Genomic DNA, 16,365 nt, shown 5'->3' with positions numbered 1-16,365 from the left:
CGTGAGCGGGACGCAGCGCTGGACGTGCCCGGAGAGCTCGCCCTGGCCCGCCCGCGTCCTCGCCGCCGTCGTCGCGCTCGTGGTGACCGGACCCGCGCTGGCACCCGGCTTCGTGCTGCTCCGCGACATGGTGTTCGTGCCCCGCCAGGACCTGGACGCCGATGCGCTCGGCCTCGGCGGGACGCTGCCGCGCGCGGTCCCGGTCGACCCCGCGATGGCGCTGCTGACCGCCGTGGTGCCCGGCGACGTCGTGCAGAAGGTGGTGCTGCTGGCCGTCGTGTTCGCGGCCGTGCTCGGCGCGGCGCGGCTCGTGCCGGCCGACGACGACGGCCGCCGGGGTGTGGCCGGACTGGCCGCCGGGCTGGTCTACGGGTGGAACCCCTACGTCGCCGAGCGGCTGCTGATCGGGCACTGGAGCCTGCTGGTCGGGTACGCGGCCCTGCCGTGGATCGCCCGGCACGCACTGCGCGTGCGCGCCGGCGAGCGCAGTGCGCTGCCCGCGCTGCTGCTCACCGTGGCGGCCGCGTCGCTCACCCCCACCGGGGCGGTGCTCGGCTCGGGGACTGCGCTGGTCCTGATCGGCCGGCACCGCCTGCTCGCGGTGGTCGGTGCCGTCGCCGTGCTCGCCTCGCCCTGGGTCGTGGCGGGCGCCCTGCACCCCGGTGGCGGGGGCTCCGACGTCGCGGGTGTGGCGGCTTTCGCCGCCCGGGGTGAGAACTGGGGCGGCCCCGTCGTGGCCGTGCTCGGCGGCGGCGGCCTGTGGAACGGCGACGCCGTGCCCGGGAGCCGGGGCACCGCGCTCGTGCCGGTGCTCACCGCCCTGCTGCTCGCCCTCGCCGTCGCGGGGTGGCGCGCAGCGGACGCGTGGCGCGATCGAGCCGGGTCGCGGCTGCTGCTCCTCGGTGGTGCGGGCCTCCTGCTGGCGGTCGCCGGCACCGTCCCCGGGCTTCGCCAGCTGCTGGAGCTGACGGTCGACGTCGTCCCCGGAGCGGGTCTGCTCCGCGACGCCCAGAAGTGGGCGGCCTGGTGGGTGCTTCCCCTGGCGCTCGGTGCCGGCCTGGGGGTGCGCCGGCTCGGCCGGTGGCTGGGCGCCCGGGTGGGCGACGCAGGCGCGGTGCCGGTGACGGGGGCCGCGCTGCTGCTGCCCGTGCTCGCCGTCCCCGACCTCGCGTGGGGTGTCGCCGGCCGGCTCGAGCCGGTGTCCTACCCGGCCGCCTGGCAGGAGGTGCGGGAGGCCCTCGAGGAGGACGACCGCCCGGGCGACGTGCTGGTCCTGCCGTTCGGCGCCTACCGGGCCTTCGACTGGAACGACCGGCGCCCGCAGCTGGACCCGGCACCGCGGTGGCTGCCCCGGCCGGCGGTGGTGGACGACACGCTGGTGGTCGGCGGGCGGGCGGTGGAGGGTGAGGACCCCCGTGCCCGAGCGGCCGGCGCCGCGTCGGCCGACCCCGAGCGCCTCGCCGCGCTCGGCATTGGCTGGGTGCTGGTGGAGCACGGCACGCCGGGTCCCGACACGCCCGGGGCCGTGGGTGGTCTGCCGGTCGTCGTGGATGCCCCGGAGCTCACCCTGCACCGGGTGCCGGGGGTCCCGGGGGAGCACGACGTCCCCCTCTTCCGGGTGATCGCGGTGGTGGTGGCTCACGCTTGCGCGCTCGGTCTGGTCGGTGCGGCGGTGTTGTGCATGATCGCCCGGGCGTCTACGGTTCCGCTCCGTCGCACACCGTCACGAAAGCGAGACCTGGAATGAAGACGCTCATCGCCATCATGCTGTCCCTGGGCAGCGGGGCGGCCGTCGGCGCCGCCGTCGTCGTGGGCGTCCAGGCCGTCGCCGACCCGGATCGCGGCGTCGTCGAGGAGAGCAGCCAGGGCACGCCGAACGTCATGGTCTACGGCGACCGCAGCTGAACCCTCCGCGGCGCCGGAGAGCACCCCGGCGAGCGCAGCGACGCTCGCCGGCCAGCTGAACGACGCCGCGTGGCGGGCCGCGGCCCGCCCCATGGTCCGCCGGGCGTCCCCGTCGGCCAGCAGCCCCTCCACCGCTGCGGTGAACTGGTCGAGGTCCTCCACCAGCACGCCGCTGCGCCCGTCCAGGACCGACTCCCGCAGGCCCCCGGCCGACCGGTAGCCCACGGTCGGCACCTCATGGTGCCCGGCCTCGCTCACGACCAGGCCCCAGCCCTCCTTCACCGACGGGCACAGGTGCACCCAGGCCCGGGCCAGCTCCTCGTGCTTGGCCTGCTCGTCGAGGAAGCCGTGGAACTCGACCACGTCGGTGACGCCGAGCCGCTCGGCCGCCGCCTGCAGCTCCTCGTGCCACCAACCCTCGCCGACCACCGAGAGCCGGATGCCCGGCCAGCGGGGGCGCAGCCGCGACACGACCTCGAGGGCGTGCTCCACGCGCTTGTGCGGCACCAGCCGCCCGAGCACGACCAGCCGGGGGGTCGCCGAGCGGAGGACGGCGACCGCGGGAGCCGGCTCGATGCCGTTGGGCACGATCGTGATGCGCTCGGCATCCACGCCGAGGGTGGTCAGCTCCGCGGCCGTGGCGCCGGAGACCGTGACGTAGCGCGAGCGCCGGTAGAGGCGCGGGGCGATCCTCGACTCCAGCCACCAGCCAACCGCCCCGCCCAACCGGCCGAACACGATCGGCCACTGCTCCCGGTGGACGTGGTGGACCAGGTTCACGACCGGGGCGCCGGTCGCCAGGGTGCTGGCGAACGGCAGGCCGTTCTGGACGTCGACGACCAGGGCGGGCCGGTGCCTGCGGACGAACGCCAGGGCGCGGGGGTAGACCGACAGCCGGCCGCCCCGGCGGACCACCCGGACGCCCTTCACCGTTTCCTCCGCCGGAGCGCGACCGTGTGCCGCGCAGAACAGCGTGACGCGCAGGCCGGTGGCCGCCAGACCCTCGGCCATCCGGTGCACGTAGCGTTCGGAGCCTCCGCCTTCGGGGTGGCTCGCGTCCCGCCAGTTGACGAACAGGACGTCAATCGCCGTTGATTGCATGGGCACCGCGGGAGAGTACCTACGGGTACCAGCCTTTCCACCAGCCATTCACCAGTAGGAAGGGGTGCCCAGGAATTGGCACGCACCGCCACGCTGGCGCGATCGGTCGCGCTCTTCCGGGTATTCCTGCGCGAGCAGACGGAGCCGGATCTCTTCTACGACGCACTGGCCCGCGACTCGGTCGAGCAGCTCGCCGACCACGTCCCGCTGTCCGGGGCGACGGTCCTCGACGTCGGAGGTGGCCCGGGCTACTTCGCACAGCGGTTCCGCGAGGCCGGGGCCACCTACGTCGGGCTGGAGCCGGACGCGGGGGAGATGGTGGCCCGTGGTGTGCCGGAGCCGGGGACGGTGCGGGGGAGCGGTGAGGCGCTGCCGGTCCTGAGCGGCTCGGTCGACGTCTGCTACTCGTCGAACGTGCTGGAGCACGTGCGCCGGCCGTGGGTCTTCGCGGCAGAGATGGTGCGGGTGACGAAGCCCGGGGGGACCGTGTACCTCTCCTTCACGCCCTGGTGGTCGCCTCACGGAGGGCACGAGACCGGTCCGTGGCACTACCTGGGCGGGTACCGCGCGCGCCGGCGGTACCGGCGCCGGCACGGGCACGAGCCGAAGAACCGGTTCGGCGAGTCCCTCTTCGCGGTCTCGGTGGGCTCGGCGCTGCGCTGGGCCCGGCGGTGCCCCGATGTGGAGCTCCTCGCCTCCTACCCGCGCTACCACCCGTGGTGGGCTCGCTGGGTGGTCCGCGTGCCGCTCGTTCGGGAGGTCGCGTCGTGGAACTTGGTCCTGGTGATGCGCCGGCGGTGAGCGTGATGTCGGGCGACGGAAGGGCCGCGGCGCGGTGCAGCGTTCCGGGCCCGAGCCGTTTCCGTCCCTTTCGGGTGAATGCCGCGGCTGGTGATCGCCGGATCGCCGCAGAAAGACCCCCTGCGGCGGTACTGGCAGGTACCACCCCTGTTGGAACGGTGCCTACCGGCCAGTAGTGTGACGCGCGCCGCGGCGGCGCCGGAGCCGTCACGCCCGAACCTGGAGGACCACCCGCTATGCGACGTCGTGCCATCGGACTGGGCCTGGTCGGACTGGGGGCCTTCGCGCTCGTCGCAGCCCTGCTGGTGCGCTTGGTCCTCGTCGACACCCTCGTCCGCCTGCCCCTCGACCAGACGGCCAGCCCGCGGGCACTGGGGACGGATGTCAGCTTCCTCGACCTGAGCGAGATGCGCCAGCTGCGCGGCCTGGAGGCCACCGTCGAGCAGCGCGTCGCCGGCGAGCCCGCCGCCGAGGAGGCCAGCGACGACGTCGCCGTCTGGAACTTCGGGTCGACGATGGTCGACGAGGACGGCGAGCTGCTGAACGCCTACACCTACCGCGTCTGCCTCGACCGGCGCGAGGCCGTGGCCGTGGAGTGCGAGTCCGACCACATCGACAACGACGAGGACCGGTCGGTGGAGGGCCTGACCCTCACCTTCCCCTTCGGCACGGAGAAGAGGGACTACGACGTCTTCAACCCCACCACGGGGGAGACCTTCCCGGCCCGCTTCGAGGAGGTCGAGGAGATCGAGGGGCTCGAGGTCTACAAGTTCGTGCAGGTCGTGCCCGAGACCGTCATCCGCGAGACGGCGGTGCCCGGCAACCTGGTTGGCTCCGACGAGGCCACCGTCGAGGCGGAGGTCGTGTACAGCAACGAGCGGACCATGTGGATCGAGCCGCGCAGCGGTGTCCAGGTGACCGCCTCGGAGAAGCCACGGACCGTGCTTCGCGGCCCCGACGGCGCGACCGGCGCCACCGTGCTCGCGGGCAGCTTCGCCGGTGACGAGCAGACCATCGCCGACGGCGTGGAGCGGGCCGAGGACACCGCGGGCAAAATCAACCTGATCACCAACGTGCTGCCGCTGCTGCTGCTCGTGCTGGGCGTCCTGGCGCTGGCCGGCGGCGTGGTCCTCTCGCTGCGGGCGGACCGGGCTGCGCGGGACGAGGGCGACGCGCGCCACGCCGAGCAGACCGAGGAGATCGGGGTCCGCTGATCCCGAGCCTGCGGGCCCTGCACCACCTGCTCGACCGGACGGCCGGCGCGGATCACGTGCCGGCCGTCCGTCGTCCCTGCCCCCGCCGGTCGTCGCCGGGACCCGGGGCAGCCGTCGGGCTCAGTCGGCGGGCCACGGCATCCCGGCGAGTGCGTCGGTCACGCACAGCCCGCCCAGCTCCACGTCGGAGATCCGGAGCGAGACCCGGCCCTCTCGGCCGGTGATGACGAAGTATGCGTAGCCCACGCCCACCGGAAGGGCCACCGCCTGCTCCTCCCCGTCGATGGACAGGTGCAGCGTGGCCTCTTGCCCGGTGAGGTAACCGAGCCGGATGACCTGCGCGCCGGGGGAGGCCTGGCGCACCGTGCCCACGGACTGCCACCTCTGGGTCACCACCCACCCGCAGTCGGGCACCGGGCCTGCGGTCCGCAGCGAGGGCTCGATGACGGTGATCCGTCGGAGCTGAGCCGCCTCGTCGAGCATCCTCAGATCGGTCCCCGGCTGGTCGAACTCGCGGTCCTCGCCGACCGCCCGGAGCAGCCCCTCGTGGTCGGTGCTGACGCTGACCGTCGCCGGGACGGGCGTGGAGAGGACCGAGGCGTCCGGGTTGTCCTCCAGCGCCTGGACCACCCCGCGGACGTAGTTCCGTGCGTAGTCGTGCTGCAGCACGCCGTCGACCAGGAACGTCGTGAGCAGGCAGCTGGCCACCAGCACGGCCACGGCCGCGGTGGGGGAGTCGGCCGAGGCGGTCGCGCGCGTGAGCCACGCCGGGGTCCGACGCGCCACCCGTCGGCCACTAAACGCGGCGCAGAAGCCGATGGCGAGGATCGGCAGTGCGTCGGTGATGTACCGCGGGTCGCGCGCGAGAAGGCCGATGAAGTCGGCGCGGCCGATCTGGAGGAGCAGCAGGTCGACCGCGACATACCCCGCCACGAGCAGCCACGCCTGCAGCGCTCGGGTGCCGCGCAGCCAGACGCTCGCCGCCACGATCGCGGCGACGAGCACCGCGAAGAACACGGCCAGGGCGTCGCCGACGTACGGGTACACCGTGCTGACCGCGCCGGTCTCGCTCCAGGGACCGCCGAAGATGCCCGGCAGCAGCATGCGGAAGACGGTCTGACCCGTGTTGCGGCCGACGTCCTGGGCCTCCTGGCCCAGCACCGAGGACGAGTTGACCACGGTCAGGTAGACCGCGCCGTAGGCGGCCAGCACCACGACGTGCGGCACGAGCACCCGCCAGTGACGCGCCAGCAGCCGCAGCCGCTCGCGGACCGGTTGCTGCCCCCACTCCACGAGGAGGAGCACGGCCAGGGCTGCCGGAAGCACGAGCACGGCCTTCTCCCAGAAGACCAGGCCGACCGCCTGAGCGAGAACGGAGACGACCGCCCACCGCCACGACCGGCGCCGGACCGCGCGGACGATCCCGAGGACGGTGAGCAGCATCGCGATCTGCAGGGGCATGGCCTGCAGCCCGGCGGCCCACCAGGTGGCCACAGGCAGTCCCAGGGGCGTGAAAAGGTAGCCGGCGAAGGGAAGGAGCACCCACGGCGACCTCCCGAAGAGCTCCCTGAGCACGGCGAGGAGCAGCAGCGAGGCCACTAGCTGCATGATCACCAGGCTCAGCGCGGCCGGGGCGAACGACATCCCGGGCGAACGGGAGAAGAGCCAGTAGACGACGTATTGCCCGACCTCCAGGTGCCCCGCGTAGTCCCGCACCAGGAAGTCCGACGACAACCCGATCCGGCGGGCCATCTCCAGGTGCAGGAAGTCGTCGTGCCAGTAGTAGGACCCGAACACGACGCCCGTGCGGACCACCGTCTGCAGCGCCACGAGGAGGAGCCCGCCCACGAGGGCGGCATCCGGCGGCAGCGCCGCGCGCAGGCGGGAACGCGTCCGGATCGACCCGTCCTGTGTGCTCATCCTTCTCCCCGTGCTCGCTCGTGCGCGGACTGCGGCTGGACCCGCACCAGGCGGGAGAGCAGGAGGCCGAGCCCGAGGGCAGCGGCGGTGTCGGCCCACACGCCCGGCCGTCCGCCGGCCGTCCCCGGGGACAGCGCGACCAGGACGCCGGTAGCGGCGACGGCCGCGGCCCCCACGAGCGCGGCGTGCCGGCGGACCGGGGGCAGCAGCCCGGCGACCCAGCCGGCGGCGAACGGGATGCCGCCCATGACCAGGGCGAGGGCACCGGCACCGGCCGCGGCCACCGGCCGCAGCCCTCGGCGCGGGGACCGCAGCGACCCGGCGAGCAGCCCGCGGCCGGAGTACCGGGGCCGTGCGCTGTCGGCGGCGAGGAGGACCAGCGCCCCGGCGAGCAACAGCCCTACCATGAGGGAGAGGCGGTACGCGCGGTCGGGGGTGTACTCGACGACGACGTCCCCGCTCGTGCCCGCCGGTAACCGGTAACCCTGCGCCCACCCGTCCAGGACGACCGGCTCCAGCTCCGCGCCGTCGAGCGTCGCGCGCCACCCGTCGTTCACGTTTTCGGCGATCCGCAGGACCGTGTCACGCTCGGCGCTCACCGAGAGCACCCGGCGGGTCGCGGTCCAGGCGCCGACGTCCACGTCGCCGCCGCGACCGTCCGCGCCGGCGCCGCTGGCGGCGGAGCGCACCGGTGACCAGACCAGCGAGAGCGGCTGGAACTGCAGGGTGCCCTGCGCGACGACGCGGTGCGTGCCTGACGCGAGCTGGACGGGCCCATCGCACACGCGCCAGGCGAGGGGCGTGCCGGTGAGGATGTCGCCGAGGGTGCCGGTGACCTCGGTGGCGTGGGCGGTGCCGTCGACGACCACCTGCGGTCCGAGGCCGCACACCGCGCCGGTCGGGCTCTCCGCCCATGGCCGGTGCCGGAGGTCTTCCGCCCCGGTCAGCCCGACCTCGGCGAGTCCGATCGGCAGGCCGGCGTCGACGGACGAGCGCGTGAAGGTGAGCGTGACCCCGTCGACCGCCGGGAGCGGCTCGAAGAAGCCGAGGGCGTCGGTGAGATCGACCTCCCGCACCCCCGAGGAGGACTCGACCCGGGCCCGCACCGGATCGGCGGCCGGGACGGCCGGGGCAACCGTGGTGAGCCGGGTGATCGTGCGCTCGCCGGTCCAGCTGACGCGCAGCGTGACCTCGTCCGCCGCCGGGTCGGCCAGCCAGGAGGTGACCTCCTGGTCGTCGAAGGCGAACGCCCCGGACACCGAGGGATCTCCGCCCAGGACCGAGCTGGCCGTCACGACCGCGCCGTCGCCGAGCGGACCGAGCAGCGCGGCGGCCGCGTCGCCGGGCTGCGCGACCACCGTGCCGCTGAGCTCCCATGCGCCGCCCTCGGCCACGGTGAGCCGGCGGTCCAGCCCACCCCACTCGCCGGTCCGGATCTCCGAGGTCTCGCAGTGGGGGCCGTACCCGACGTCCACGCACGCCCGCCGCGGCTCGGCGGCCCGCAGGACCACGCTGGTGCCGGCGCCGATCCTCCGGGGGACGTCCAGGGTCCGCCCGGGCGGCAACCCGGGCAGCTCCACCTCCGAGATGGCGACGGGGGAGTTCTCCTCCAGCCCAGGCGCCACCGACACGACGGTGATCCGCACCCGCTCGACCGGTTCCTCGGGGAGGGTGACGAGCAGCCGGCCGCTGCTGGGGACGCCGTACACGTTGGAGGCGCCCCCGAAGGCGACGGCGGCCTCGCGGATCTCCGCGGTGCCCGCCCCGGAGGCGAAGGTGACCGCGAGGACGCCGCCGGTGACGGGCTCGGCGAGGTCGAGGTCGAGCCACTGGCCCGGGGCGCGGGCGAGGGAGGCCGAGCGCCACGAGGTTTCCGGGCGGCCGTCGAACGCCGCGGCCGGCCCGTGCGCCGGCAGCACCGGCCCGAAGACGTCGGTGTAGCCCTGCGAAGAGGACGCCGTGATGCCGTCGAGCGAGAGGTAGTCGGCGACGGCCGTGCGGGTGGGGGCGCCCGCGTAGTCGGTGGCCGGCCGGTCCTCCCGCGAGGGCGCCGAGGCGGTCATCACCTCGCTGGTGGCGTCGTGGATGCGACCAAACTGCCGCTCCACCAACCGCTGGCCGTCGGCCACCACGTCCGCCGGCTGCTCAGGGGTGCCGACGAGGGCTGCTTGGCCCGGGGAGAGCAGCCCGGCGTCGGCGGCTGTCAGCACGTCCTCGGGGCCGCCGTCGAGCGTGACGAGGTCGTCCGCGTCGACGACGGACACCCGTTGGGCGCCCTCCACGGCGAAGACCTCGACCAGCTTCTGGTCGGCGTACCCGGTGCTGCCGTACCCGGCGACGCGCCGCACCCCGGGGCTGTCGCGCAGCGCGCGTTCCATGCGGTCGGGCCCGCCGGTGTCGGTCAGCTGCCGGTCGAGGTCACGGCGCAGCACCACGTGGGTGACCCCCATGCGGGCCAGCGTCTGCGCGAGCCCCGGTCCACCCTGCCCGTTCGCCAGCCGGCTCTCGACGGCGTCCAGGAGGCGGGCGGTGGCCCCCGGCACCATCGGCACCTGGCTGCGCGTGGCCCACGAGCCGTCGGTCAGCCCCTGGAGCGGCTCGTCGACCGTCCACCCCCACGTCTGGACACCGAAGCCGGCGCCCGGCACCACGAGCGCCCGGCTGCCCGGGCGCTCCTCCAGGTAACCCGCGGCCGAGGTCCACGCGCCGGGGACCTGCGTCCACCCGGGCATCCGCAGCCCGTTGGTCAGCAGGGGCGAGGAACTCACCAGCAGCGCGGCGACGAGCGCGCCGACGAGGACCCGCAGTGCCGCCGGCTGGTGGACGGCCAGCCCACGCCGCTGGAGGAGGGCCCGAGCCCACCGGGCCGCCAGCACGGTTCCGTGAGCCAGCCCCAGCGCAAGCGGGAGGCGGACCAGCGGGTCGACCTTGTGCACGTTGCGCAGCGGGGCCAACGGGCCGTCGAGCAGGGCGCGCACCGGCCCGTCGACGAACGAGCCGACGGCGGACGGGTGGCCGACGGTGAGGCAGAGCAGGCCGACGGCGAGAGAGGTGGCCAGCGGACCGCGCAGCGGCATGCGCGGGTGGACGAGGCCGACGAGGGCGAGCGCGGCGACGCCTGGACCCAGGACGGCGACGACGTCGGAGGTGACCAGGGCGTGCGCTCCCGGCCACCAGCCCTGGCCGCCCACGGTGTGGTAGGCGACCCAGTGATCGGCCCCGCGCAGGCTGTTGGCCCATCCGGTCGGGGAGGTGGTCGCGGCGGCGGTCTCGATGAAGTCGAGGAAGGGCGGGCTGTACCGGCCCAGCAGCAGAAGGGGGCCGATCCACCAGGCGCAGGCCAGGGCGGTGCCCAGCGCCCACCACCCGAGCAAGGAGCGCCCTCCGCGCTCGCGGAACCGGCTGGCGGCGACGAAGAAGGCGATCGGCAGCGCCGCGATCGTGCCGGCCGCGTTCACCCCGCTCATGAACAGGACGGCCACGCCCGACAGCAGGCCCGCGCGGCGGGGGGTCAGCCGGCGGGCCACGGCCAGCACGACGGGGAGCACCACCCAGGGCAGGACGGCGGTCGGTAGCACCTCGCCGGAGATGACGCCGACCGCGCCGAGCAGCCGGGGTGCCAGGGCGTAGCACAGGCCGCCCAGGAGTGCTGCCGGGCCGGGCAGCCCGAGGGCCAGCGCGATCCGCCGCACGCCCTCGTACGCGGCGACGAGCAGCAGGGCCGACCACAGGCGCTGCGCCACCCACGGCGGCACGTGCAGCAGGTCGGCGCCCAGGAAGAAGGGGCCCTGCGGGAAGAGGTAGCCGTACGCCTGGTTCTGCAGCTGCCCCAGCGAGGTGGGGATCCACATGTGCAGCGCCCGGTCGAGGAACCCGCCGGGGTCGATCGTGAGGTCAAACTTCGTGTCGAAGGTCGTCCGGCCCGGCTGCTGGAGCACCGATCCCAGGAGCAGCAGCAGCCAGACCCCGGCGTTGCCCCACGCCCGCGAGGGGAACGGTGTCGCGTGGCGGCCGCCCGCGTTCCCCCGAACGGTTGTGCTGATGTGCTTCCTCCGCGATCCGCAGTTCCGCTGCTGTAGGGTGCCGCGCGAGTGTAGCCGTTCTCCGTCGAGTGATTGGTATTGCGTGCCGGACTCCCCGATGCCGTCCACCGGCGGGCGCTTTTCCGATATCTGGGCCGTCGCGGACCGCATTCCCGGGTGGTTGACCGGCGACCAGGCGGAACTGCTGCACGCCGAGGCGGCCGCGCTCCCCGCCGGGTCCCTCGCCGTCGAGATCGGGAGCCACCGGGGGCGCTCCACCGTGGTCATCGCGCAGGCCCTGGCGGCAGGCGGCGGTGGTCTGGTGGCCATCGACCCCTTCGTCGACGGGCGCCTGTTCGGGGGGAGCAGCACGCGCATCGAATTCGAGCGCAACATTGCGGCCGCAGGCGTCTCGGGCACGGTCGAATTGCTGTGCGACTACTCCACCGAAGCGCGCAAGAAGTGGACCCGTCCGTTCTCCTTCCTGTACATCGACGGAAAGCACGACTACTGGACGCTCTCCGACGACCTGAAATGGCGGGGGCACCTCCCGGCGGGAGCGCCGGTGCTGGTCCACGACTGCTTCTCGTCGATCGGGGTGACCCTCGGGATCCTGCGCCACGTCCTCTTCGCCGCCGACCTGCGCTACGAGCGCCGGGAGGGGTCGTTGGCCCTGCTCCGCGTCGGCGCGCCCTCGGCCCGGGACCGGCGCCGCATCCTCGCGGAGCTGCCGTGGTGGGCGCGCAACGTCCTCCTGAAGGTGCTGCTGCGGCTCAGGCTGCGGCCGGTGGCCCGGTTGCTGGGCCACGACTCGCCCTACGACCCGTACTGAGCGGCCTCGGCGTCGGGGGTCCACCGGCTGTCTGAGTAGACGCGGCGCTCGAGCACCGCGCCGTCGCCCGTGCGGTACTCGGGGAGCACCAGGTCGTCGTACCGGAGGCGCCGCCGCCGCAGCCGGCGCTGCGCCCGGAAGGTGACCGCGTCCGTGACCAGCTGGATGAGCCGCGCCTGCAGGTCCTTGGTGTGCCCGGGCTGGGCCATGGCGTGGGCGACCAGCGCGTCGGGCACTGCGCCCTCAACGCGGTGCGGGACGCTGCCCCGCCAGTGCAGCATGATCACGCGGTGCTCGAACCGCTTGTTGAGCACCGCCTCCACCTCGCGCAGCGTGCCGGAGCGCCGCAGGTACCCGGCGATCTCGCGGTCGAAGTCGGGTTCGTCCTTCGCGGTCAGCACCAGCGTGGGTGGGGTGGTGGTCTCGTCGAGGCGGCACCACCAGATGTGGCTGGGGAAGTCGACGATCTTCGCGCTGGACGCCTCGGGGACCTCGATGTAGCCCGCCCGCGCCACCCGGACCAGCTCGCGCAGGACGGCGGCCGGGTCGAGCACGTGCTCCAGCAGGTTCGAGCAGATCGCGTAGTCGAAGACGCCGTCGGCGAAGGGCATCCGCGCAGCATCGGCGTTGAACAGCGGACGGGTCACCCTCGCCCGGCCGCGACCCGAGCGCTGCGCGGCGTGCTCCGCGCCCAGGTAGCGGTCCAGGAGCACGTCGGCCCGCCACGACGGCTTGTCGCCGCTTCCCACGTCGAGGACCAGGTCGTCCGGGCCGACGGGCAGCGCGATCCGGCGCTGGTGGAAGACGCGCAGGCTCTGCAGCAGGGACATGGCGGGGAACTATCGCACGGAGCGCTCGGCGGGGTGAGCAGCCGGCTTCAGCGCCGGCGTTCCAGGAGGTCGACCAGGGTGGCGGTGGCGATGTCGACGTCGTCGAGGAAGCGCTCGGCCTCACCCCGCTCGACCCGGGCCAGCATCAGCTCGTTGATGCCACCCACGGCCGCGAGCACTGCGGGGCGGGTGACCGGGCGGATCTCGTCGGGGTGCTGCTCGGCCAGCTCGGTGGCCACTCCGGTGATGAGGTCGACGTAGCGGTCGAAGACCTGGCGGCGCAGCGCCAGCGCGGTGCGGCCGGCCGCCTGCACCTCGACGAGCGCGGCCCAGGCCACGGGCGGGCCCTGGGCCAGGGTGGCCATGTAGGCGGCGATGCCGGCCCGCAGCCGTTCCCGCCAGGGCAGCCCGGCGGCGCGCGCCTCGTCCTGGGCCTGGCGCACCGTGGCCAGGACCTTCTCGTTGGCCCGGGCGTAGAGCTCCAGCAGGCAGTGCTCCTTGTCGCGGAAGTGCGCGTAGACGACCGTCTTCGACACCCGGCCCTCGCGGGCGATGTCGGCGATCGTGGTGGCCTGGTAGCCCTTCTCGGCCATGCAGGTGGCCAGCGCCCACAGGATCCGGCCACGCCGGTGGCCGTCGTCGACGGCCGGATCGCCGGTCGGGTCCAGGAGCTCGTGCACGCCCCGAAGGATCTCACGTGCGCGGGGAGGGGTGAGCGAACTCACCGCCGGGCACCGGAAGGCGCGGGCGCCCTCTGGGCGTCGTCCAGGAGGTGACCGTGCCGATGACCGACCGGCCGACCCGGCGCGCCTACGCGGTGTGGCTGGTCGGGCTCCTCGCCTACGCCGTGGCCGTCTTCCACCGCAGCTCCCTCGGGGTGGCTGCCGTGGAGGCGCAGGAGCGGTTCTCCGCCGGCGCCTCGGCGGTGTCGCTGTTCCTCGTGCTGCAGCTGGCCGTCTACGCCGCGCTCCAGGTCCCGGTGGGCGTCGCGCTGGACCGCTTCGGGTCCCGCCGGATGATCCTGGCCGGGGCGGTGACCATGGCCGCCGGTCAGCTGGTGCTCGCGCTGGCCGACGACGTCCCGACCGCCGTCGCGGCCCGCGTCCTGGTGGGCGCCGGCGACGCGATGACCTTCATCAGCGTCCTCCGGGTGGTCTCGCTGTGGTTCCCCGGCCGCACCGCACCGCTGGTCACCCAGCTGACCGGCATCCTCGGCCAGATCGGGTCGGTCGTCGCGGCCTACCCGCTGGTGGCGCTGCTGCACGGCACCTCCTGGCAGGCCACCTTCCTCGGCGCGGCGGCCACCGGGCTGCTCGTCTCCGTCCTGGTGCTGGTGGCGCTGCAGGACGCCCCCGACGGCACGCCGGAGCCGGCCACCGTCGGCCTGGCCGAGCTGCGCCGCACGCTGGCCGCGACCTGGCGCGAGCCCGGCACCCGGATCGGGCTGTACACCCACCTGGTCACCCAGTTCTCCGGGACGGTCTTCGCCCTGCTGTGGGGCTACCCGTTCCTGACCGTGGGGGAGGGGCTCTCGCCCGGGACGGCGGCCGCGCTGCTCACCCTGCTCGTGCTCGTGGGCATGGCCGTCGGGCCGCTGCTCGGCCGGTTGTGCGGCCGCTGGCCGCTGCGCCGGTCGGTGCTGGTGCTGGGCATTCTCGCGCTCACCGCCACCACGTGGACCGTCGTGCTGCTCTGGCCCGGGCGGGCGCCGCTGGCCCTGCTGATCGCGCTCGTCGTCGTCCTGGGGACCAACGGTCCCGGCTCGATGATCGGCTTCGACTACGCCCGCACGGAGAACCCGGTGGAGCGGATGGGCAGCGCCAGCGGTGTGGTCAACGTCGGCGGCTTCGTCGCCTCGCTGCTCACCATCCTGGCCATCGGCGCGGTGCTCGACCTGCGCACCCCCGGCGGCTCGACGGACTACTCGCTGGACGCCTTCCGCGCGGCGTTCGCGGTGCAGTACGTGTTCTGGGCGATCGGCCTGTTCGGCGTGCTCCGGCACCGACGGGAGCTGCGGGCGCGGCTGGCCCGGGACGGCGTCGTCCTGGCCCCGCTGCACGTGGCGGTCGGCGCACGGCTGCGCGGCGGCTCCGCCTACCGCTGAGCCGGCCCACCCACCGCCGAGCCGGCCCCACCCGGCGCTCCGGTCGCCGAGCGGTGCCGCCGCGAGCATGATCGCGGGTGGCGACACCGCCGGACCGCAGCTGCCGTGGAGGTGCCATGACCGAGGTCGAGCCCACGCTGGGCGCCGGGCCGCTGCTGCTGATCGCAGCAGCGGCCGTGGTCCTGCTGCTGTTCCTCATCATCCGGCTGAAGCTGCACGCGTTCGTCGCGCTGATCCTGGTCAGCCTGCTGACCGCGCTGGCCGCGCAGGTGCCGCTGGAGGACGTGGTGACCACGTTGACCACGGGCTTCGGCGCCACGTTGGCCAGCGTCGCCCTCCTGGTCGGCCTCGGCGCCATGCTCGGCCGGCTGCTGGAGTTCAGCGGCGGCGCCCAGGTGCTCGCCGACGTCCTCATCCGCCGCTTCGGCGAGCAGCGGGCGCCGCTGGCGCTCGGGGTGGCGGCGCTGCTGTTCGGCTTCCCGATCTTCTTCGACGCCGGGCTGGTCGTCTTCCTGCCGATCGTCTTCACGGTGGCGCTGCGGCTCGGCGGCTCGCTGCTGACCTACGGGCTGCCGGTCGCGGGGGCGTTCGCGGTCATGCACGCCTTCGTGCCCCCGCACCCCGGCCCGGTCGCCGCCGCCGAGCTGATCGGCGCCGACATCGGGCTGGTGCTGGTCTTCGGGCTGCTCATCGGCCTGCCCACGTGGTACTTCGGCGGCTACCTGTTCGGCCTGTGGGCCGGCCGCCGGTACGACGTGCCCGTGCCCGACATCCTCTCCGGCGGCGGCGGACCGGGCGGCGGCGGCGCGGCCCCCGCCGGCGACGCGCCGGGGGAGACGCCGGTGGCGGGCACGTCCCCCGAGGTCGCCGGGCGGTCGGGCGGCACGGCGGCGGCCACCGAGACCGAGCGGACCCGGCCGGGGCCGCCCGCGTTCGGCACCGTCGTCGGCCTGCTGCTGCTGCCGCTGGTGCTGATCTTCCTGAACACCGGGATGAGCACCCTGGCCACCAACGGCACCGTCGACGAGGACTCGACCGCGGTCCGGGTGGCGCAGCTGGTCGGCGCGACGCCGGTCGCGCTGCTCATCACGGTGCTGGTCGCGATGTACGTGCTCGGCAAGCACCGCGGCAGCTCCGGCGCCGAGGTGGAGTCGGTGGTCAACAGCGCGCTCGGCCCGGTCTGCGCGATCATCCTGATCACCGGCGCCGGCGGGATGTTCGGCGGCGTGCTGCGGGCGAGCGGGATCGGCGCGGCGCTCGCCGACGTGCTCGGCGACATCGGCCTGCCGGTCATCGTGGCCGCCTTCGTCATCTCGGTCCTGCTGCGCGTGGCACAGGGGTCGGCCACCGTCGCGCTGACCACGACGGCGGGGCTGATCGCCCCCGTCGTGGAGGCCACCGACGGGTTGTCCAGCGTGGACCTGGCGCTGATCGTCATCGCCATCGCGGCCGGCGCGACGGTGCTCTCGCACGTCAACGACTCGGGGTTCTGGCTGGTCAGCCGGTTCTTCAAGATGGACGAGAAGACGACGCTGAAGACCTGGACGGTCATGGAGACGCTGCTCGGCGTGATCGGCTTCGCCCTGGCCCTGGTGCTCAGCCTGATCTTCTGACCGGCGGCGACCGGACGACGGGT

11 protein-coding genes are annotated in these 16,365 nt (G+C 74.3%); 6 read left to right on the top strand and 5 right to left on the bottom strand.

The genetic code is table 11. From position 1 onward, the window contains the following. The first annotated feature begins 1 nt into the window (after position 1). The gene (locus DQ241_RS11665) at positions 2–1,747 is read left to right on the top strand and encodes a hypothetical protein (RefSeq protein ID WP_113830322.1); all 1,746 of its coding nucleotides are present in this window, start codon (positions 2–4) and stop codon (positions 1,745–1,747) included. Here the strand turns inward: DQ241_RS11665 and DQ241_RS11660 are convergent. Beyond that, a complete protein-coding gene (locus DQ241_RS11660) occupies positions 1,639–3,006 on the bottom strand; it encodes a glycosyltransferase family 4 protein (protein WP_233492386.1) in 1,368 nt (455 codons plus the stop codon). The genes DQ241_RS11665 and DQ241_RS11660 overlap by 109 nt on opposite strands. 75 nt (positions 3,007–3,081) lie before the next feature. Here DQ241_RS11660 and DQ241_RS11655 point away from each other — a divergent pair, with 75 nt between their 5' ends. Both DQ241_RS11655 and DQ241_RS11650 read left to right on the top strand, forming a co-directional pair. After that, complete coding sequence (locus DQ241_RS11655; RefSeq protein WP_113830321.1) at positions 3,082–3,807, top strand: bifunctional 2-polyprenyl-6-hydroxyphenol methylase/3-demethylubiquinol 3-O-methyltransferase UbiG; 726 nt, start codon at positions 3,082–3,084, stop codon at positions 3,805–3,807. 236 nt (positions 3,808–4,043) lie between these two features. Further along, complete coding sequence (locus tag DQ241_RS11650) at positions 4,044–5,021, top strand: DUF3068 domain-containing protein (RefSeq protein WP_113830320.1); 978 nt, start codon at positions 4,044–4,046, stop codon at positions 5,019–5,021. A 120-nt stretch (positions 5,022–5,141) separates the two neighbouring features. Here the strand turns inward: DQ241_RS11650 and DQ241_RS11645 are convergent, their stop codons facing one another. Then, positions 5,142–6,941: a hypothetical protein gene (locus tag DQ241_RS11645; protein WP_113830319.1), complete on the bottom strand. Its 1,800-nt coding sequence runs from the start codon at positions 6,939–6,941 to the stop codon at positions 5,142–5,144. Continuing rightward, positions 6,938–10,879 carry an alpha-(1->3)-arabinofuranosyltransferase family protein gene (locus DQ241_RS11640; RefSeq protein WP_158545922.1) on the bottom strand — a complete coding sequence of 1,314 codons (3,942 nt, stop codon included), beginning with the start codon at positions 10,877–10,879 and terminating at the stop codon, positions 6,938–6,940. The genes DQ241_RS11645 and DQ241_RS11640 overlap by 4 nt, the downstream gene beginning before the upstream one ends. 202 nt (positions 10,880–11,081) lie before the next feature. Here DQ241_RS11640 and DQ241_RS11635 point away from each other — a divergent pair, with 202 nt between their 5' ends. After that, positions 11,082–11,795, top strand: a complete 714-nt coding sequence (locus DQ241_RS11635; RefSeq protein WP_113830317.1) for a class I SAM-dependent methyltransferase — start codon at positions 11,082–11,084, stop codon at positions 11,793–11,795. On the opposite strand, the gene DQ241_RS11630 is transcribed toward DQ241_RS11635, so the two are convergent. Then, positions 11,780–12,625, bottom strand: coding sequence for a class I SAM-dependent methyltransferase (locus tag DQ241_RS11630; protein WP_113830316.1), 846 nt, complete (start codon positions 12,623–12,625; stop codon positions 11,780–11,782). The two genes, DQ241_RS11635 and DQ241_RS11630, sit on opposite strands and share 16 nt — an antisense overlap. Positions 12,626–12,672: 47 nt before the next feature. After that, the gene (locus tag DQ241_RS11625) at positions 12,673–13,305 is read right to left on the bottom strand and encodes a TetR/AcrR family transcriptional regulator (RefSeq protein WP_113830315.1); all 633 of its coding nucleotides are present in this window, start codon (positions 13,303–13,305) and stop codon (positions 12,673–12,675) included. Positions 13,306–13,409: 104 nt separating this feature from the next. Here DQ241_RS11625 and DQ241_RS11620 point away from each other — a divergent pair, with 104 nt between their 5' ends. Both DQ241_RS11620 and DQ241_RS11615 read left to right on the top strand, forming a co-directional pair. Beyond that, positions 13,410–14,729 carry a nitrate/nitrite transporter gene (locus tag DQ241_RS11620; RefSeq protein WP_113830416.1) on the top strand — a complete coding sequence of 440 codons (1,320 nt, stop codon included), beginning with the start codon at positions 13,410–13,412 and terminating at the stop codon, positions 14,727–14,729. 116 nt (positions 14,730–14,845) lie between these two features. Next, positions 14,846–16,342 (top strand): GntP family permease, encoded by a 1,497-nt coding sequence (locus DQ241_RS11615; RefSeq protein ID WP_113830314.1) that lies wholly within the window; start codon positions 14,846–14,848, stop codon positions 16,340–16,342. Positions 16,343–16,365: the final 23 nt, after the last annotated feature.

Origin of the sequence: Blastococcus sp. TF02A-30, from assembly GCF_003319185.1 — a bacterium.
Taxonomy (GTDB): domain Bacteria; phylum Actinomycetota; class Actinomycetes; order Mycobacteriales; family Geodermatophilaceae; genus Blastococcus.
This window is presented reverse-complemented; position numbering and strand designations above follow the sequence as displayed.

Bases quoted from the DNA above. Each gene is read 5' to 3' on its own strand.
- DQ241_RS11620 (WP_113830416.1), top strand. From the start codon at position 13,410: ATGACCGACCGGCCGACCCGGCGCGCCTACGCGGTGTGGCTGGTCGGG.
- DQ241_RS11650 (WP_113830320.1), top strand. From the start codon at position 4,044: ATGCGACGTCGTGCCATCGGACTGGGCCTGGTCGGACTGGGGGCCTTC.
- DQ241_RS11645 (WP_113830319.1), bottom strand. From the start codon at position 6,941: ATGAGCACACAGGACGGGTCGATCCGGACGCGTTCCCGCCTGCGCGCG.
- DQ241_RS11630 (WP_113830316.1), bottom strand. From the start codon at position 12,625: ATGTCCCTGCTGCAGAGCCTGCGCGTCTTCCACCAGCGCCGGATCGCG.
- DQ241_RS11635 (WP_113830317.1), top strand. From the start codon at position 11,082: ATGCCGTCCACCGGCGGGCGCTTTTCCGATATCTGGGCCGTCGCGGAC.
- DQ241_RS11615 (WP_113830314.1), top strand. From the start codon at position 14,846: ATGACCGAGGTCGAGCCCACGCTGGGCGCCGGGCCGCTGCTGCTGATC.
- DQ241_RS11660 (WP_233492386.1), bottom strand. From the start codon at position 3,006: ATGCAATCAACGGCGATTGACGTCCTGTTCGTCAACTGGCGGGACGCG.